13 protein-coding genes and 1 pseudogene are annotated in these 18,211 nt (G+C 65.1%); 7 read left to right on the top strand and 7 right to left on the bottom strand.

The window, feature by feature from the left end:
• Window positions 1-245: 245 nt before the first annotated feature.
• The 3 genes from AC1RQP_RS15470 (at window position 246) to AC1RQP_RS15460 (ending at window position 4,264) form a co-directional block, all read left to right on the top strand.
• Window positions 246-1,973, top strand: coding sequence for a hypothetical protein (locus AC1RQP_RS15470; protein ID WP_492937581.1), 1,728 nt, complete (start codon window positions 246-248; stop codon window positions 1,971-1,973).
• Between the two features lie 275 nt (window positions 1,974-2,248).
• Window positions 2,249-2,974 (top strand): thermonuclease family protein, encoded by a 726-nt coding sequence (locus AC1RQP_RS15465; protein WP_239620035.1) that lies wholly within the window; start codon window positions 2,249-2,251, stop codon window positions 2,972-2,974.
• Window positions 2,975-3,076: 102 nt separating this feature from the next.
• Window positions 3,077-4,264 carry a pyridoxal-phosphate-dependent aminotransferase family protein gene (locus AC1RQP_RS15460; protein ID WP_492937580.1) on the top strand — a complete coding sequence of 396 codons (1,188 nt, stop codon included), beginning with the start codon at window positions 3,077-3,079 and terminating at the stop codon, window positions 4,262-4,264.
• Between the two features lie 38 nt (window positions 4,265-4,302).
• On the opposite strand, the gene AC1RQP_RS15455 is transcribed toward AC1RQP_RS15460, so the two are convergent.
• Both AC1RQP_RS15455 and AC1RQP_RS15450 read right to left on the bottom strand, forming a co-directional pair.
• Window positions 4,303-5,409: a hypothetical protein gene (locus AC1RQP_RS15455; RefSeq protein ID WP_492937579.1), complete on the bottom strand. Its 1,107-nt coding sequence runs from the start codon at window positions 5,407-5,409 to the stop codon at window positions 4,303-4,305.
• Complete coding sequence (locus tag AC1RQP_RS15450) at window positions 5,409-6,845, bottom strand: MBOAT family O-acyltransferase (protein ID WP_492937578.1); 1,437 nt, start codon at window positions 6,843-6,845, stop codon at window positions 5,409-5,411. The genes AC1RQP_RS15455 and AC1RQP_RS15450 overlap by 1 nt, the downstream gene beginning before the upstream one ends.
• 314 nt (window positions 6,846-7,159) lie before the next feature.
• Between AC1RQP_RS15450 and AC1RQP_RS15445 the strand changes: the two genes are divergently transcribed.
• Window positions 7,160-9,259, top strand: a complete 2,100-nt coding sequence (locus AC1RQP_RS15445; protein ID WP_492937577.1) for a S9 family peptidase — start codon at window positions 7,160-7,162, stop codon at window positions 9,257-9,259.
• A gap of 260 nt (window positions 9,260-9,519) precedes the next feature.
• Here the strand turns inward: AC1RQP_RS15445 and AC1RQP_RS15440 are convergent, their stop codons facing one another.
• Window positions 9,520-10,239 carry a ribonuclease activity regulator RraA gene (locus AC1RQP_RS15440; RefSeq protein WP_492937576.1) on the bottom strand — a complete coding sequence of 240 codons (720 nt, stop codon included), beginning with the start codon at window positions 10,237-10,239 and terminating at the stop codon, window positions 9,520-9,522.
• An 89-nt stretch (window positions 10,240-10,328) separates the two neighbouring features.
• Window positions 10,329-12,068, bottom strand: coding sequence for an L-arabinonate dehydratase (gene araD / locus AC1RQP_RS15435; protein WP_492937575.1), 1,740 nt, complete (start codon window positions 12,066-12,068; stop codon window positions 10,329-10,331).
• A gap of 262 nt (window positions 12,069-12,330) precedes the next feature.
• Here araD and AC1RQP_RS15430 point away from each other — a divergent pair.
• Both AC1RQP_RS15430 and AC1RQP_RS15425 read left to right on the top strand, forming a co-directional pair.
• Window positions 12,331-12,429, top strand: a pseudogene (locus tag AC1RQP_RS15430) (response regulator); the annotation flags it as partial.
• A 73-nt stretch (window positions 12,430-12,502) separates the two neighbouring features.
• Window positions 12,503-16,021, top strand: coding sequence for a PAS domain S-box protein (locus tag AC1RQP_RS15425; protein ID WP_492937574.1), 3,519 nt, complete (start codon window positions 12,503-12,505; stop codon window positions 16,019-16,021).
• Window positions 16,022-16,112: 91 nt separating this feature from the next.
• On the opposite strand, the gene AC1RQP_RS15420 is transcribed toward AC1RQP_RS15425, so the two are convergent.
• A complete protein-coding gene (locus tag AC1RQP_RS15420) occupies window positions 16,113-16,748 on the bottom strand; it encodes a response regulator transcription factor (RefSeq protein WP_492937573.1) in 636 nt (211 codons plus the stop codon).
• 149 nt (window positions 16,749-16,897) lie between these two features.
• On the opposite strand from AC1RQP_RS15420, the gene AC1RQP_RS15415 reads away from it, so the two are divergent.
• Window positions 16,898-17,200 (top strand): hypothetical protein, encoded by a 303-nt coding sequence (locus AC1RQP_RS15415; protein ID WP_239620022.1) that lies wholly within the window; start codon window positions 16,898-16,900, stop codon window positions 17,198-17,200.
• A gap of 48 nt (window positions 17,201-17,248) precedes the next feature.
• Here AC1RQP_RS15415 and AC1RQP_RS15410 read toward each other — a convergent pair whose 3' ends face one another.
• On the bottom strand, window positions 17,249-17,752 hold the full coding sequence (locus tag AC1RQP_RS15410) for a response regulator (protein ID WP_028181010.1): 504 nt from the start codon (window positions 17,750-17,752) through the stop codon (window positions 17,249-17,251).
• Between the two features lie 141 nt (window positions 17,753-17,893).
• Complete coding sequence (locus tag AC1RQP_RS15405; protein WP_028181011.1) at window positions 17,894-18,211, bottom strand: hypothetical protein; 318 nt, start codon at window positions 18,209-18,211, stop codon at window positions 17,894-17,896.

The raw sequence follows: 18,211 nt of genomic DNA, 5'->3' as shown, positions 1-18,211 counted from the left end.
TGCTCGAAATTTGAGTTAAGTCTCTGAATAGGTTGGTTAATTCTCCGAGCTGGATGGCTCCATTCTTGACGCCTCCGTAGCATTCCGGAGGCCGTCATGCAGGCCTCGTGCCGGCTTTTTTGTGACGTCTATCACATTTGTTTTTCCTGCGAATCCGGGTAGCTTTTTCAAAGACTTGCAGGGGGTGGTGTGCGGACAGCTGCGCGCTCGCCGGCCCCGGATGAGCCCCCGCGACCAGGTATTTCATGAGCTTTCATTATTTTGCCGGCGCCGCCTGCCGGGCGCTGACGGCGCGGAAGGACGGCCCGTCGCTGTACGACGTCTGCGATCCCGTATTGTCTGACACGGCCAGCGGCGATCTGCATCTGGCCAAATTCTACAAGACCGCACTCGGCAATCCCGCGCTGCGGATCCTGCTCCGCCGCGCCGGCCTGCCCGAGCTGCGCGACGAAGCCAGGCTGACCCGGCTGCGCGAGGCACTCGTCCACGCCCGCGACGAGGTCGAGCCCGACTGGGCGGCGGTCGGGCGGCCGATCGCCGATCTCGTCGACAGCATCGCGCTCGACCACCCCAGGCCGCCGCCGGCGCCGTTCACCGCCGCCATGCCGCAGAGCGCGCAGATCGACGGCGCGATCCGCGATTGCGCGCAGCATCTACTCGGCTCGTACCGCCGAAACGGCTTCCTGCCGACCTATGCCGCCTTCAACCTGATCGGCGATCCCGATTTCCGCGGACGCGAGCTGATCATGGCCCTGACGGGCCTCAACGCGCGCGGCTACAAGAACTCCTCGCTGCTGTTCAATCTCGCCCGCGTCTTCATCGCGCGCTCGTCCGCGCGGGCCGTGGTCAATCCACCGTGGAAAGGCATTGCCGAACCGATGTGGGAGCCGGTGCAGATCCGCCACCGCTCGGCCTATTACGATGCGTTCTTCATCGAGGCGCTGCTGAGCTACGTCGAGACCGGGCTCGCCTCGGTCGCCGACAAGATCGCGGCGGAGCGCGCGATCGCCGACATGGTCGATTTCTGCGTCAACATCAGCCGCGAGGAGGTCGAGGGCATCGACGGCGCGCGCTTCAACGTCATCACCGCGCTCGCGCCGGCGCCGCATCCACGCTTTTCCCGCTACTTCGCGCAGATCAAGCAGGATCTCGGCTTCGGCATCTACGTGCCGGATTGCGACACCACGGCGTGCTCGATCTCCGCGGCGACGCAGGCCGGCTGCACCGATCCCATCATCGACCAGCCATTGCTGGATTTCTACTCCGGCTATCAGGTGCGCGCCGGCGTCAACGCGCCGCGCGTGACCGTGCCGCTCAACGACAATATCGACTATGAGGGTGGGGTTGCGACCTGGATCGACAATCTCGACGGCGAGCGCCCTTACGGCAACGATCTCGATCCGACGCTCAATCTCGACATTCTCGAGGTCAGCTTCCGCAACCTGGCGCGCTGGAAGATTCTGGAGACGCCGGCGCGGCTCGCCACCGTGCATCGCATCATCGGCTTCCAAAAGCGGCTGGCGGCCAGCGGTGCCTTCGCCAACCCGCGCTCGCACATCTATTACCTGCCGGAGCTCTACAGCGCCTATTTCGGCCGCTGCTATGCCGCCTTCCTGGCACTGCCGCTGGCGGCGCAGGCCGCGATCGATCCCGATGGCGATTTCGATTTCATCCGCCACCGCGTGCTGTCCTACGTCAAGGGCGAGATGATGGCGGCCGAGATGAACGTGTTCGACGCCGCGCTCGCGCTGATCGCGCTCGGCCATCTCGGCGCCGACCCGCGCGCCTTCGCGCCGGCTTTGAACGTGATCATCGCAAGCCTGGGCGAAGGCGGCCGCCGCGGCCCGTTCCGCGCCTATGAATGGAACAAGATGAAGACACCGACGCGGATTCTGGTCGGCGGTCCCGAGGTGACCTCGGCCTTCGTGCTGATGGGGCTGGCGGTGGCGAAAAGGGCGATGGCGCGGGGGTGAGCTCCTCTCGTGCCCCGGACGCGGCGCAGCGCGCACTTGCGCGGTGCGCTGCAGAGCCGGGGCCCATACGACTGCGAATTGTGTCCGTGATTTTCTGGGTCCCGGCTCTGCGCAGCAGCGTTTCACGCTGCAGCGCGTCCGGGACAAGAGAGGCGTGGATACTCACCACAATGACGGGAAGTTGAAAGCCCAGTCGTCAGGCATATGCTGGCCGCGAGGTCAAAAGCCGACCACAATTGCGGGCTCTACCGGTATCTCATCACGCGCGGACAGGCATGCTGCGAAGAATCCTGATTGCACTGTCTTTCCTTGCCCTGCCGTCGCTGGCCGAGGCCGCCGACATCACCGGCAACGCAAAGGTCCGCGCGGGCGATGCCGTCGTGATCGGGAACACGCGGATCCGGCTTGGCGGCATCGACGCGCCCGCGGTCGACCAGCTCTGCCTCAACACCAAGACCGAGCGCTGGACCTGCGGCGTCGCCGCCCGCGACGAGCTTGCCAAATACGCCGAGGGCAAGAGCTGGGCCTGCCACACGAGGTCGATCGACCGGCGCGGCCGCACCGTGGCGCGCTGCGAGGTCGGCGGCGAGGACATTCAGAAATGGCTGGTGCGCAACGGCTGGGCACTGGCCTACACCCGCATGTCCCACGACTATGAGGCGGATGAGAAGGCCGCGCGCGAGGCCAAGGCCGGGATGTGGCAGGGCGCCTTCATCGCACCCTGGGACTGGCGCGTGCGCAACAAGAAGACGGCCATCCTGGGCGCCACCAAGCCGCCCGACGGCGCGCATGCGGTGCTGCTCGCCTCGGCCTCGGGGCCGGTCGCGCCCTCGCCGGACTGCACCATCAAGGGCAATGTGAACAGCGCCGGCGAGTGCATCTATCACCAGCCGACCAGCCGCTGGTACACCCAGATCAAGATGAAGATCAGCAAGGGCACTCGCTGGTTCTGCTCGGTGGAGGAAGCCGAAGCGGCCGGGTGCCGGGAGACGAAGCGATAACCCAGCCCTGCATTTTACGTGCTTTTCTCAAGACCCGGCGGCGCGTAAAAGCATGAATCAGCGACCAATCAGCCTGTTCTCAAGCAACAAGGACCAACAGCAATGACCGTTCGCGCGGGCCGGGAGTTTCTGGCCATCCCCGGGCCCACCACGATGCCCGACGAGGTGCTGCGGGCGATGCATCGTCCGGCGATCGACATCTACTCCAAGGAGATGCTCGATCTGACCGAGAGCCTGCTCGGCGACATCTCGAAGCTGTTCGCGACCAAGGGCAAGTCCTACATCTACATCGCCAACGGTCACGGCGCCTGGGAAGCGGCGCTGAGCAACGTGCTGTCGCGCGGCGACAAGGTGCTGGTGCTGGAGAGCGGACGCTTTGCGATCGGCTGGGGCAATGCGGCGGCGCTGATGGGCGCCGAGGTCGAGGTGCTCAAGGGCGACTGGCGCCGCGCGGTGCGGCCGCACGAGGTCGAGGAGCGCCTGCGCCGCGACAAGGAGCACACGATCAAGGCGGTCGTCGTGGTCCAGGTCGACACCGCCTCGGGCGTGCAGAACGACATCGAGGCGATCGGCAAGGCGATCAAGGCCAGCGGCCATCCCGCGCTGTACATGGTCGACACCGTCGCCTCGCTCGGCTGCATGCCGTTCGAGATGGACAAATGGGGCATCGACGTCGCGATGTCCGGCTCGCAGAAGGGCCTGATGACACCGCCCGGCCTTGGCTTCGTCGCCGCCAATGCGCGGGCGCTCGAGGTGCACAAGAAGGCCAACATGTCGACGCCCTATTGGAGCTGGAGCGAGCGCGAGGGCACCGAGAATTATCGTAAATATGCCGGCACCGCGCCGGTGCACCTGTTGTTCGCGCTGCGCCGGGCGATCGACCTGTTGCACGAGGAAGGCCTGGAGAACGCCTTCCGTCGCCATAGCCTGCTCGCCGAAGCCGCGCGCCGTGCGGTCGCCGTCTGGTCGGAAGGCCAGGTGCTCGGCTTCAACGTGGCCGAAGCGAGCGAGCGCTCCAACACCGTCACCACGGTGACCATGAGCAACGGCCACGACCCGGCCGTGCTGCAACGCTATTGCAAGGAGAAGTGCGGCGTCGTGCTCGGCACCGGCATCGGCGACCTCTCGGGACAGGCCTTCCGCATCGCCCATATGGGCCACGTGAATGCGCCGATGCTGCTGGGCACGCTCGGCGTGATCGAGGTCGGCCTGAACGCACTGAAGATCCCGCACGGCAAGGGCGGGCTGGAGGCGGCGGTTTCGTATCTCGGCGAAGAGGTGGCGGCGTAGGCTTTCTTCCTTCTCCCCCACAAGGGGAGAGGGGAAGATCAGCGCTCGAGGCGATACGCTTCGACCTGCGCCTTCAACTGATCCAGCGACGCGGTCGGTTGCTTCGGATCGACGCGATACTCCCCGCTTGCCAGCCACTTCAGCACCATGGCGTCCACCACCGGCGAATGGTGGATGACGTCGCTGTAATTATCGAGATCGTGCGTCACCGCCTTGATCGCGCGGAAATCATGCAGGCGCACGTTGGGAAACTGCGTCAGGCGCCGCGCGATATGCGCCGTCAGTTCGGTGACAATCGTCAGCGTCCCGGGCGAGGCATCGCGCATGGCGACGAATTGCAGGATCGAATAGGGCGGGAAGTAGATGTCGAAGGTCACGTCGGGATGGCGCGTGATCAGGCCGACGGCATCGCGCTCGAAGTGCCGGACCATCGCGTCGTAGCCGTAGCCTTCGCCGAGGAAGCGGCGGCGAACGGGATCGGTGATGTAGGCGAAGGCGGCAAGCGTCCTGGTCGCGTTGTAGCCGCGCGCGACATCGAAATCCCGCGGCAGCGCGTAGATGTCATCGACGTCGGACAGCGCGAACTTGACCGGTAGAAACGGCGCCGCCCGGGTCAGCGGCTCGCGCAGCGACGGCATCGACCGCGCCAGCGCGAACAGGGATTCCTTCGCCATCGCCGCGCTGAACAGATAAGACGCGATGCCCTTGGCCGTTCCGCGATAGAGGTCGACGGAGAGATAGGGATCCGTCTCGATGTCGGCGGCATCGACGAAGATGAAGTCGTCCATCTCCCAGATCACACGCCTTGCGCCGCGGTCGATCGCCTGTTCCAGCACGAAGGCCTGCTGGCGCGAATTGGAGCCGGTCATCGCCAGCTTGAGCGAATGGACGCCGAGCGCACGATCGATCTCGCTCTGGCGGAAATGGATCGCGAGCGATGTGCCCATGAAGGCGGTGTCGAACGACTGGCTGCGGATCAGCCCGGCATTCTGCACGCGCGTGTCGTCGGAGTAGAAGGCCGCCATGAGGCGCGAGGGGCGAAACAGTTGCAGCGGATCGACGACGAAGGTCAGCGCAGCCGCGGCCAGCGCGCACACGATGCTCGCGAGGAGAAGACGTCTCACATTGGTGAACGGTGCGCGCATCAGAACCGGAAATAAATGAACTCGCTGTGGCTCTGGATGCCCAAAATGCCGAACGCGAGCACCAGCGACGCGCCATAGAGAAACAGCGGTCGCATGCGCCCTGCCAGCAGGGCCCCGCCGACGCTGCGATTGCCGTGATCGTAGCCCATGATCGCCTGGGTGTTCGGCGTCAGCCACACCAGCGCCGCGTAGACCGACACCAGCACCAGCGCCGCAATCTCCTCGCGGCCAAAGACGATATCGGCGGGATCGGCCATGGCGCGGAGGATCCGTAGCGCCCATGCGACGCTCTCGGCGCGGAAGAACACCCAGGCGACGACGACGGCAAGAAACGTCAGAACCGCTCCGGCGATGCGGGCCGGGCGCGCCAGTGACGACGGGAGATCCGGCACCAGCGCGTTGAAGGCATGATTGAGACAGAGATAGGCGCCGTGCAGCGCGCCCCACGTCACGAACGTCCAGGCCGCGCCGTGCCAGAGCCCGCCGAGCAGCATCGTGATCATCAGGTTCGCATAGCGCAGCACGCGACCTCTGCGATTACCGCCGAGCGGGATGTAGAGATAGTCGCGCAGGAACTGCGACAGCGTCATGTGCCAGCGGCGCCAGAACTCGACGATGCTGGTCGCCTTGTAGGGCGAGTTGAAATTGACCGGCAGGAAGATGCCGAACATCAGCGAGATCCCGATCGCCATGTCCGAATAGCCGGAGAAGTCGAAATAGAGCTGAAAGGTGTAGGCGAGCGCGCCGAGCCAGGCCTGGTCGAAGCTCGGCGAACGCGCCTCGAAGGCGAGCGCGACCAGCGGCTGGATGCCGTCGGCAAGGCACGTCTTCTTGAACAGGCCGATGGCGAAGATGATGATTCCGCACAGGATCAGATGCGCGTGCGGATGCTTCGATTCCTCCCGCTCGAATTGCGGGATCATGTCCTTGTGGTGGAGGATCGGTCCGGCGATCAGGTGCGGGAAATAGGTCACGAACAGCGTGTAATGCGGCAGCGCATAGGCCGCGACCTGGCCGCGATAGGCATCGACCAGGAACGCGATCTGGGTGAACGTATAGAAGGAGATGCCGACCGGCAGCAGGATGTGGACCGCAACATGCGTACCTAGCAGCGCGTTGATGTTCTCAGCGGCAAAGCCGGCATATTTGAAGATGCCGAGCACGAGGAGATCGCCGACGACGCCAAAAGCGAGCGCGGCCCGGCGCCGTGACGGCTTGAGCTCCGCCACGATGAGGAGATGGCCGACACCGTAGTTGAACGCGATCGATACCAGCAACAGGGCCACGAACTGCCAGCTGCCGATGGCGTAGAAGGCCAGCGAGGCCAGCGCCAGCCAGATCACCGGGGCGAGATTGCTGCGCTGGCCGAGCCGGAAATAGCCGGCCAGCACAACCGGCAGGAACAGCAGGATGAATGGATAGGAATTGAACAGCATCTGGCTGGACCGGCGGCAGGGATATCGTCCCTAAAGCATACAAGGGGCCGGTCAACAACCCGGCGGGCTCGGCGCAGCGGCGCTGGCAATTCGCGGAATCGGGACGATATAAGGGAACGCAGCGAGTTGCCCTCAATCCCCCTCTCCCCGCTTGCGGGGAGAGGGTCGGGGTGAGGGGGAGTCTCCGCAAGACTGGTGAGAGTTGGATTCGCGGAGAGTCCCCCTCACCCGGAATTTGCTGTCGCAAATCCCGGCCTCTCCCCGCAAGCGGGGAGAGGCGAAGAACAGCGACGTCGGACACGAACGAGGACCGAGTGACACAAGCCAAGACGCCTTCGAAGCCCCCCGTCGCCCCGCGCCGGCCGCATTCCTTCACGCGCCACGGCATCACGGTGACCGATGACTATGCCTGGCTGAAGGACGAGAAATGGCAGGAGGTGCTGCGTAACCCTGCGGTGCTCGATCCCGATATCCGCAAATATCTCGACGAAGAGAACGGCTACACCGAGAGCCTGCTCGGCCACACAGCTAGCCTGCAGAAGACGCTGGTGCGCGAGATGCGCGGGCGGATCAAGGAGGACGATTCGAGCGTGCCGTCGCCCGACGGCCCCTTCGCCTATTTCCGCCGGTTTCGCGAGGGCGGGCAGCACGAGCTGTTCGGCCGCATGCCGCGCGATGGCGGCGAGGGCCATATCGTGCTCGACGGCGACGCGCTCGCCAAGGACCACAAATATTTCAAGTTCGGCGGCAGCCGGCACTCGCACGATCACGAGCTGCAGGCCTGGAGCGCGGACACCAAGGGCTCCGAGTATTTTTCCGTCCGCGTGCGTGACTGGGCGACCGGGGCGGATCTCGACGACCTCGTCGAGGAGACCGATGGCGGCGTGGTCTGGGCCGCGGACTGCAAGAGCTTCTTCTATGTGAAGCTCGACGACAATCACCGTCCGATGCAGGTCTGGCGCCACAAGCTCGGCACCAGGCAGGCCGACGACACGCTGGTCTACGAAGAGCAGGATGCCGGCTGGTTCACCCATCTGCACGAAAGCACCAGCGGCCGCTTCTGCGTGATCGCAGGCGGCGACCACGAGACGAGCGAGCAGCGGCTGATCGATCTCGCCAATCCCGAGGCACCGCCGCGCCTGGTCGCCGCGCGCGAGGAAGGCGTGCAATATTCGCTGGCCGACCGCGGGGACGAGCTCTTCATTCTCACCAATGCCGACGACGCCATCGACTTCAAGATCGTCACGGCGCGGCTTGGCTCGCCCGAGCGCAAGAACTGGCGCGACCTGATCCCTTATCGTCCCGGCATCTACATCATCGACCTCGATCTCTATGCCGGCCATCTGGTCCGACTGGAGCGCGCCAACGCGCTGCCGTCGATCGTGATCCGCGATCTCTCGACGAAGGAAGAACACGCGATCGCGTTTGACGAGGCCGCCTATTCGCTCGACACGATGGGCTCCTACGAGTTCGAGACGACGAATTTGCGCTTTGCCTATTCGTCGATGACGACGCCGTCGGAAGTCTATGACTACGACATGGTCAAGCGCACGCGCACCCTGCGCAAGCGCCAGGAGATCCCGTCCGGCCACAACGTGGCCGATTACGTCACCACGCGCATCATGGCGAAATCGCATGACGGGGCCGAGGTGCCGGTGTCGATCCTCTATCGCCGCGGGCTGAACCTCGACGGCTCAGCGCCGCTCCTGCTCTACGGCTACGGCTCCTACGGCATGGCGATGCCGGCCTCGTTCAATGCCAACCGCCTGTCGCTGGTCGACCGCGGCTTCGTCTACGCCATCGCGCACATTCGCGGCGGGGCCGACAAGGGCTGGGGCTGGTATCTCGACGGCAAGCGCGAGAAGAAGACCAACTCGTTCGATGATTTCGCGGCCAGCGCCCGTGCACTGATCGATGCGAAATACACCAGCGCCAAACGCATCATTGGCCATGGCGGCTCGGCCGGCGGCATGCTGATGGGCGCGGTCGCCAATCGCGCCGGCGAATTGTTTGCAGGGATCGTCGCCGAAGTGCCGTTCGTCGACGTGCTCAACACCATGCTCGACGACACGCTGCCGCTGACGCCGCCGGAATGGCCGGAATGGGGCAACCCGATCGAAAGCGAGAGGGATTTCCGCACCATCCTGTCCTACTCGCCCTATGACAATGTCGCGGCAAAGGACTATCCGGCGATCCTGGCGATGGGCGGCCTGACCGACCCGCGCGTCACCTATTGGGAGCCCGCCAAATGGATCGCGCGCCTGCGCGCCACCATGACGGGCGGCGGCCCGGTCCTGCTCCGCACCAACATGGGCGCCGGCCACGGCGGCGCCTCGGGACGTTTCGACCGGCTCGACGAGGTCGCGATCGTCTATGCGTTCGCGCTGTGGGCGGCAGGGATGGCGGAGGCTTAGTTCTTCTCCCTCTCCCACAAGCAGCAGGGCGATCGCATGTAACTTGTAGCGACGGCCGGTGCGCACGCCTCGTCCTTCGAGACGACCGCTGCGCGGTCTCCTCAGGATGAGGCTAAACAGCGTCCGTGTTCGTTGAGCCGATCGCCACGACCTCGGTCCTCATCCTGAGGGCCCGCCTACGGCGGGCGTCTCGAAGGATGGCCACAGGCGAGATCGCCTATATGCGATAGCCCTGCCGCTTGCAGCGAGAGGCGAAGAGACTACCTCCCGTTCTTCTTCCGCCACTCCGCAAAGTCGGTGAGCGTCTGCGGGTCGGTGGCGGGATAGAGGCCGAAGATGCCGCGGCCCTTGCCGACTTCCTCGGTGACGAAGTCCTCGAACGCGGTCATCTCGATGGTCTCGCTCGCGATCTCATCCGCGAGATGCGCCGGGATCACGATGACGCCGTCGGCATCGCCCAGGATGACGTCGCCGGGAAACACCGGGGCGTCACCGCAGCCGATCGGGACGTTGATCTCGATCGCCTGGTGCAGCGTGAGGTTGGTCGGCGCCGAGGGGCGGTGGTGGAAGGCGGGAAAACCGAGTTTTGCAATTTCAGCGGAATCGCGAAAGCCGCCGTCAGTGACGACGCCGGCGACGCCGCGCTTCATCAATCGCGTGACCAGGATCGCGCCTGCCGATGCCGCGCGCGCGTCCTTGCGGCTGTCCATCACCAGCACAGCGCCCGGAGGGCAATCTTCCACGGCCTTGCGCTGCGGATGCGAACGGTCCTTGAAGACGTCGATCGTGTTGAGATCCTCGCGCGCCGGCATGTAGCGCAGCGTGAAGGCCTCGCCGACCATGGTCGGCTGATCGGGACTTAAGGGATGCACATCCTGGATCATCTGGATGCGCAGGCCGCGCTTGAACAGGGCGGTGGCGACCGTGGCGGTGGAGACGGATTTGAGCTTGTTGCGGGTGGCGTCACTGAGTTTGGTCATGGGCATCCTCATCTGTCATTCCGGGGCGATGCGAAGCATCGAACCCGGAATCTCGAGGTTCCGGGTTCGCTTCGCGCCCCGGAACGACGTCAGTAAATCGACGGCTCGCCGATCGGCGCGCCGAAATCGGTCTCGAGGAAATCGAAGTCGCAGCCGTCATTGGCCTGCTTGATGTGCCTGGTGAACATCCAGCCATAGCCGCGCTCGAAGCGGGGCTCGGGCTGCTTCCAGGCGGCGCGGCGCTTGTCGAGCTCGGCCTCGCTCACGTCGAGATTGATCGTGCGCGCGGCAACGTCCAGCGTGATGCGGTCGCCGTTCCGCACCAGCGCGAGCGGGCCGCCGACATAGGATTCCGGCGCGACGTGCAGGATGCAGGCGCCATAGCTGGTGCCGCTCATGCGCGCATCCGAGATGCGTACCATGTCGCGCACGCCCTGCTTCACGAGCTTGGTCGGAATCGGCAGCATGCCCCATTCCGGCATGCCCGGCCCGCCTTGCGGCCCCGCATTGCGCAGGATGAGAATGTGGTCCTCGGTGACGTCGAGGTCGGGATCGTCAACCGCCTTCTTCATCGACGGATAATCGTCGAACACCAGCGCAGGCCCGGTATGCTTGAGGAAGCGCGGCGCGCAGGCGGAGGGCTTGATGACGCAGCCGTCGGGGGCGAGATTGCCCTTGAGCACCGCGAGCGCGCCCTCCTTGTAGATGGGATCGTCGATGGAGCGGATCACGTCGGCATCGTGGACCTCGGCGCCCTCGATGTTCTCAGCCACCGTCTTGCCAGTGACGGTGATGCAACCGAGATGCAGATGCGGCTTGATCCGGTTCATCAGCGCCGGCAGGCCGCCGGCATAGAAGAAGTCCTCCATCAGATAGGTATCGCCGCTTGGACGGACATTGGCGATGACGGGCACCTTGCGGCTCGCGGTCTCGAAATCGTCCAGGCCAATGTCCTGGCCCGCGCGGCGGGCCTGAGCGATGAGGTGGATGATCGCATTGGTGGAGCAACCCATCGCCATCGCCACCGCGATGGCGTTCTCAAACGCCTCGCGGGTCTGGATCACCTTCGGCGTCAGGTCCTCCCACACCATTTCGACGATGCGGCGGCCGCATTCGGAGGCCATGCGGATGTGGTTGGCATCGGCCGCCGGAATCGAGGAGGCGCCGGGCAGCGTCATGCCGATCGCCTCGGCAATCGCGGTCATGGTCGAGGCCGTGCCCATGGTCATGCAGGTGCCGTAGCTGCGGGCGATGCCGGCTTCGATGTCGAGCCAGTCCTTGTCGGAGATTTTCCCGGCGCGGCGCTCGTCCCAATATTTCCAGCCGTCGGAGCCGGAGCCGAGCGTCTTGCCCTTCCAGTTGCCGCGCAGCATGGGACCGGCCGGCAAATAGATCGCCGGGATGTTCATCGAGGTCGCCCCCAGCAGCAGCGCCGGCGTGGTCTTGTCGCAGCCGCCCATCAGCACCACGCCGTCGACGGGATGGCTGCGCAGCAATTCCTCGGCGTCCATCGCCAGCAGATTGCGATAGAGCATCGTGGTGGGCTTGAGCAGCGATTCCGACAACGACAGCGCCGGCAGCTCCAGCGGCAGGCCACCGGCCATCAGGATACCGCGCTTGACGTCGTCGACACGCGACTTGAAGTGCATGTGACAGGGCTGCGCGTCCGACCAAGTGTTGAGGATCGCGATGATCGGGCGATCCTTCCACTCCTCGGGGGCATAGCCCATCTGCATGGCGCGGGAGCGGTGGCCGAACGAGCGCAGATCGTCGGGCGCGAACCAGCGCGCGCTGCGGAGCTGGTCGGGCGACTTCTTCTTGTTGGTCATTTCATTCCTTGTCCGTCCGAAGGATTGGCCCTGCTCTTCTCACAGGCTCTCCATGCCCGGCAAGGCGCTGGGCGGGCCGAGAGCGAACCTCTGCTATGCACTCAGGCGGGCATAGGGACGGTGCGGGGCAAAAAATCGGCACCTCAGGCCGGAGAGGCTCCGAAGTGCTTGCCGGCAGACGAGAATCCGCGCAACAATTTCATGTTTTTGATGGCTTTGATGGTCGCCGGGGACTTCCCCATTGACCCGGAGGATTTCAGACGTGGCCAACATCCTGATCGTGGATGACGATCCGGGCTTGGAGATCACCATCCGGCTGCTGGAACGGGCTGGTTATCACGTGACTGTCGCCGGCGATGGCTGCAGATGACCAGGACACCTCCTCTGCTCCGGGCCAGAACAGACGCGATACGGCAAGCCCGGCGAAAGTCCCCATGAGACTGGCAACGACGCTGGCAACGCGGCTGGCCATCGCGATGATCCTGCTGGTGGCGGTGACCGTGGCCGCAGTCGGATGGTTGGGCTATCGCAACACCACACAGGCCGTCATTCCACGGGTCCTGGAGCGGGTTGAAGCCCAGTCACGCCTGCTCGCGACCAATCTCGAATCCTACGTTGCCGGCGTGCGCGGCGATCTGATCGGCTACCGCGCCGCAGCGGCAATCAACGGCCTCATCCGCGCTCACACCAGTGGAGGAACCGACCCCATCGATGGCGTCTCGGAGCAAACCTGGCGCGAGCGTATCGCGACGCGGCTCGCGGCCGAGATCGACGCCAAGCCCATCTATGGGCAGTTCCGGATCATCGGTGTCGACAACGACCAGCGCGAACTGGTCCGCGTCGATCGCTCCGGACCGGGCGGAACGGCACGGATCGCCCCGGACGGCGAACTGGAGCGCAAGGGCGACCGAGCCTACTTCAGGGAAACCATGCGGCTCCGGCCCGGCGAGATCTACGTGTCCCCGATCGATCTCGCGACCCGCCACGGGGGAACCACGGCCGCTCACGCTCCGACTTTGCGGGTTGCGATGCCTCTGTTCACATCCGACGGCAAGCCGTTCGGCATCATCGTCGCCAATGTCGACATGCGCCCGGCACTCGACCGCGTCCGCTCCACCTCGACTTCAGGAGGAGAGATCTACGTCGTGAATTCGCGGGGCGACTATCTCATCCACCCCGATCGCACGCGGGAATTCGGTGCGTTGCATGACCGTCCCAACGACTGGCGCAAGGACTTTCCGTATTTCGCCGCCTTGGCCGGCACGCTGGAAGTCTCCACGCGGCTCATGACGGACGGATCGGGCCGGCCGAGCGGCGCAGCCATCGCGCCGGCGCTGCTCGTGGGCAAGGAATGGGTCGCAATCATCGAGACGATTCCGGCGCCTGTGTTCGGCCTCGTGCCAGGGGCCATCCAGAGAACCTCCCTGCTCGTCGGTGTGCTGGCCGTGCTTGCAGCGGCCTCACTCGCAGTGCTGCTCGCGCGTTCGCTGACACGCCCGATCGGGCGCCTCACTGCGGCGGTGCAGGCGATCGGCAGCGGACGTCCAGCGGAGATTCCCGTCGACGCCGGCGGCGAGACCGGCGTGCTGGCGCGGGCCTTTGCCCGGATGATCGAGGAGACCCGTGCGAAAACGGCCGCTCTCGAGCGCGAGATCGAGGAGCATCGCCGCACCGAGGCTGCGCGAAGCCATCACGCGGCGCGCGAAAGGCTGTTCAGCGCCGCGGTGGAATCGTCCGACGACGCGATCGTGATGCAGACGCTCGATGCGGTCATCACGGGCTGGAACCCGGCCGCCGAACGTCTCTATGGCTATTCGGCGGACGAGGCGATCGGCAAGCCCACGTCGATCATTGTCCCGCCCGACCGTCGCGCGCACGGCAAGGACTATCTGCAGCGGATCGCGCGGGGCGAGCCGATCGAACGGTTCGAGACCGTGCGCCTGCGCAAGGACGGCACGCCGGTCGAAATTTCGCTCAGCCTCTCGCCGATCAGGGGGCCATCCGGCCAGATCGTCGGCGTCTCCGGGAGCGCGAGCAGCCTGACCGAGGCGCGGCGCGCCGAGCGGGTGTTGCAGCACCAGCTCGAGGAGCGGCGGCAGATCTTCGAGACATCGCAGGATCTGATCATGATCATGGATGCGCGGGGCCATATCGCGCAGATCAGCCCGAGCAGCGAAGCCATTCTCGGCTACCGGCCGGACGAGATGACCGGCCGCAGCGGCGCCGATTTCATTCATCCGGATCATCTGGAGCAGTCGCGCGTCGAGATGCGCGCCTTGCGTCGCGGCGAGCGTCCCAAGCTCGCCGACACCCGCTGCTTCCACAAGAGCGGCCACGAGGTGTGGCTGTCCTGGCTCGGCAACTGGTCCGAGCCGGCGCATCGATATTTCTTCGTCGGTCGCGACATGACAGAGGCACGGCTCGCGCAGGAATCGCTGCGCGAGAGTGAACGGCTCGCCCGCAACATCGTCGACACCTCGCTCGACGCCTTCGTCCAGACCGACGAGACCGGCAGCATCCTGAACTGGAATTCGCAGGCCGAGCAGCTCTTCGGCTGGCGCCGGGACGAGGTGCTCGGCAAGAGCACGATCGATCTGATCGTCGCCGAGAGCGAGCGCGAGAGGGTCAGGGCGGGGCTGAAGCGCTTCCTCGAGGACGAGGACGGCACGACGCTGAACCGCCGCCGCGAGCTCATGTGCCGCCGCCGCGACGGCAGGGAATTCAGGGCCGAGCTGAGCGTCACCGCCCTGAAGCGCCGCGAGGGCCTGCTGTTCAACGTGTTCTGCCGCGACCTCACCGACAAGATCGCCGCCGAGGAACGCATCCGTCACGCCGAGAAAATGGAGGCTGTCGGCCAGCTCACCGGCGGCGTGGCGCATGACTTCAACAACATTCTGACCGTCATCACCGGCACGATCGAGATTCTCGCGGAAGCGGTCGCGAAGGAGCCGCAGCTCGCGGCCATCACCAAGATGATCGACGAGGCCGCCGCGCGCGGCGCCGATCTGACCCAGCACCTGCTCGCCTTCGCGCGCAAGCAGCCGCTCCAGCCGCGCGAGATCGACATCAACTCGCTGATCGTCGACACCGCGAAACTGTTGCGGCCGACGCTGGGCGAGCAGATCCAGATCGAATCGGTGTTCGAGGATGAGAATTGCGTCGCGATCGTCGATCCCAACCAGCTCACCACCGCGATCCTCAATCTCGCGCTCAATGCTCGCGACGCCATGCCCGGCGGCGGCAAGCTGATCCTGGAGACTGGCGCCGCCTATCTCGACGAGGTCTATGCCGGCGCGAACGACGTGCCGCCGGGGCGCTACGTCCTGATCGCCGTGAGCGACACCGGCACCGGCATCCCCGCGAACATGTTGACCAGGGTGTTCGACCCCTTCTTCACCTCGAAAGGACCGGGCAAGGGCACCGGGCTCGGGCTTTCGATGGTCTACGGCTTCATCAAGCAGTCCGCAGGTCACATCAAGATCTACAGCGAGGAGGGCCACGGCACCACGATCAAGATGTACCTGCCGCCCGGCAAGACGGCGACAGCGGTCGGCGAGGGCGTGACGCCGGCGACGATCGAGGGCGGACACGAGACGATCCTCGTGGTCGAGGACGACCGTCTGGTGCGGGACTACGTGCTGACCCAACTGCATTCGCTGGGCTACGTCACCTTGGAGGCCGCGAACACCGCGGAGGCGCTCACGATCGTCGCCAGCGGAAAGCCGTTCGACCTTCTGTTCACTGACATCATCATGCCCGGCAAGATGAACGGACGGCAGCTCGCCGACGAGCTGATGAAGACGCGCCCGGATCTCAAGGTGGTCTACACGTCAGGCTACACCGAGAACGCGATCATCCATCACGGCCGGCTGGATTCCGGTGTTCTGCTGCTGGCAAAGCCCTATCGCAAGTCGGATCTGGCGCAGATCATCCGCAAGGCGCTGAGCACTTGAGGCTGCGTAGCCCGGATGAGCGAAGCGATATCCGGGACTTTGCAGCAGCGGTCCCGGGTGTCGCCTCGCTCACCCGGGCTACAAGAGCTTGCTAAGATGCGCGCTGGGCCGCAGTCATCACGATGCGGATCAGATCGGCGGCATTGCGCGCGCCGAGCTTCTTCATGATGTTGGCGCGATGGTCCTCGATCGTGCGCGGGCTGATGCCGAGCGTGCGGCCGGCTTCCTTGTTGGATGCACCGGAGGCGAACTGCTCCAGCACCTCGCGCTCCCTGCGCGTCAACGGCTCGCGTCCGGGGAAATGCAGCGAGCCGAACTTCGGCGCTGCATTCTGCGCCTGCCTGCGTACATAGGCGCCGATCGCCTCATCGAGCCGGCCGACGATCTCGCTGCCGCGGAACGGCTTCTCGATGAAGTCGAGGGCGCCGCTCTTGATCGCGCCGACCGCCATCGCGATGTCGCCCTGACCGGAGATCATGAAGATCGGCGCCGGATAATCCTCGCCGTGCAACTCCTTCAGGATGTCGAGACCCGACTTTCCCGGAATATGCACGTCGAGCAGAATCGCAGCCGGTGTGCGGCTTCGCGCGACCGAGAGCAGTGCTGCTCCGTCTGCAAAACAGATCACGTCATAGCCCGCCGCCTTCAACACCATCGACAAGGTGTCGCGAACGGCAGCGTCGTCGTCCACCACGAAGATTTCACCGCGAGAGCTTTGTTCGGCCATGTGCCACATCCGGTTGGCATGAAGGACTCGCGTCCGCGCCAACCCTTATGGCGCTCGGCGCGGATTCGGCCCACCCGTATTTGTACGGGACATGGACTTAACGCACAAGTAGCGGCAGGGTGCCTAATTGCGGGACACGGAGATTATCCATGCTAAATTTCGCCGGCACGGCCCCGCTTGTCGCGACGTCTGCAACTGACAGCCGTCAGTTGATCGCAGCCGATCTTCGCTCTCTGATCGCGCGCATCGACATCAGTCTGCGCCTGATCGACGCAGTCATGGCGGAGGAAGACGCGGCGGGGCACGCGAGCGCTATCGCGGGTTCCATTGAGATTTTCGTGCTCGACGACGTCACGCCCCGTTACGCCGCGGCGGGCGCCGCGCTCATTGCCTGCCGGGCGGGGCTCGACCACGCCCTGCAACAATTATCGGAATCCGGCAGGCCGGCCTGAGTTGCAATCAGCGCGGCGGAGCAGCCGCTCGCATGCCAGCTCTGCGCGTCAGGCGCGGTGCCGTTCCACGATCGCGTCGTTGGCGACACCACCCCAGGTGTGGATCGCAGGCAGGCCCATCGCGATCTTGCCGAGATTGGCGAGGCTGATGCGCAGGGCCGCGAGATCCAGCGGCTTCGGCAGGCTCTGCAGCTCGATCCCGACGGAGCGGGCAAAGCTGCGGGCGGCGCTGCGGCGTTTGCCGTCCATGCCGCTGATGACGATCACGGAGCCCGCAAATTTCGCGCTCGCCATCTCGCGCAGCACGTCGATGCCGTCGCCATCCTCCAGCACGAGGTCGAGCGTCACGCAGTCAAAGCGCGCGGCGCGGAGCTTCTCGATCGCGTCCGTCACCGATGGCGCCACGGTGACTTCGTGGCCGGCCTGCTTGGCGGCGACCGCGATCAGGTGGCGCTGCGTGGCGTCGTCGTCGACCACCAGGAGCTGAAGCGCACGCCGCTCGGCGACGTCCGGCAGGTTTGACGAGACGGGGGAAAGAGAACTTCTGGGCATTTCCGTATCCTGAGATTGAGACCCTCAATGGATACACGGCTCGCGCTTAGGCGATGTAAAGCCGCTGCGGCCAATTGATTCGAATGTGTTCAACAAATGTGAAGCAAGGTGCCGGACGGAATGGCGGCAGCTGCGGCCAGATCACGCCGCGGCGTCGTGGCCGCCGGCCGCACCGCGCTTCTTCCTGTTCTTGCCGCGCAGAAACTGGATGTCCATTTCGGCGCCGTTGACGCGGACCAGCTCGCAGCGGCGGTAGGCGAGGCCCGTTGACGACAACAGCAGGAAGAACTCTTTCAGATTCAATCCCTGGATCGAGCCCTCCACCGTGAGGATGGCATCGGTGTCGGAGATTGCGTTGAGCTTGCAGTCCCGCCGCCAGGTGCCGTCGATGGCCATGATGCAGACATCATAGCCGCGGCTGAACGTCACGCGCTCCGCGCCCTTGCCATCGTCGGCCAT

The organism is Bradyrhizobium sp. GW821-FHT13H06 (assembly GCF_058803975.1).
Note: the sequence above shows the minus strand (reverse complement) of the source record. Positions and strands in the feature narration are given on the sequence as shown.

What these genes read in the sequence shown, in the direction of transcription:
- AC1RQP_RS15415 (WP_239620022.1), top strand. Translation starts at nt 16,898, where the DNA reads ATGCTAAATTTCGCCGGCACGGCCCCGCTTGTCGCGACGTCTGCAACT.
- AC1RQP_RS15410 (WP_028181010.1), bottom strand. Translation starts at nt 17,752, where the DNA reads ATGCCCAGAAGTTCTCTTTCCCCCGTCTCGTCAAACCTGCCGGACGTC.
- AC1RQP_RS15440 (WP_492937576.1), bottom strand. Translation starts at nt 10,239, where the DNA reads ATGACCAAACTCAGTGACGCCACCCGCAACAAGCTCAAATCCGTCTCC.
- AC1RQP_RS15470 (WP_492937581.1), top strand. Translation starts at nt 246, where the DNA reads ATGAGCTTTCATTATTTTGCCGGCGCCGCCTGCCGGGCGCTGACGGCG.
- AC1RQP_RS15460 (WP_492937580.1), top strand. Translation starts at nt 3,077, where the DNA reads ATGACCGTTCGCGCGGGCCGGGAGTTTCTGGCCATCCCCGGGCCCACC.
- AC1RQP_RS15465 (WP_239620035.1), top strand. Translation starts at nt 2,249, where the DNA reads ATGCTGCGAAGAATCCTGATTGCACTGTCTTTCCTTGCCCTGCCGTCG.
- AC1RQP_RS15425 (WP_492937574.1), top strand. Translation starts at nt 12,503, where the DNA reads ATGAGACTGGCAACGACGCTGGCAACGCGGCTGGCCATCGCGATGATC.
- AC1RQP_RS15450 (WP_492937578.1), bottom strand. Translation starts at nt 6,845, where the DNA reads ATGCTGTTCAATTCCTATCCATTCATCCTGCTGTTCCTGCCGGTTGTG.
- araD (WP_492937575.1), bottom strand. Translation starts at nt 12,068, where the DNA reads ATGACCAACAAGAAGAAGTCGCCCGACCAGCTCCGCAGCGCGCGCTGG.
- AC1RQP_RS15420 (WP_492937573.1), bottom strand. Translation starts at nt 16,748, where the DNA reads ATGGCCGAACAAAGCTCTCGCGGTGAAATCTTCGTGGTGGACGACGAC.
- AC1RQP_RS15455 (WP_492937579.1), bottom strand. Translation starts at nt 5,409, where the DNA reads ATGCGCGCACCGTTCACCAATGTGAGACGTCTTCTCCTCGCGAGCATC.
- AC1RQP_RS15405 (WP_028181011.1), bottom strand. Translation starts at nt 18,211, where the DNA reads ATGGCCGACGATGGCAAGGGCGCGGAGCGCGTGACGTTCAGCCGCGGC.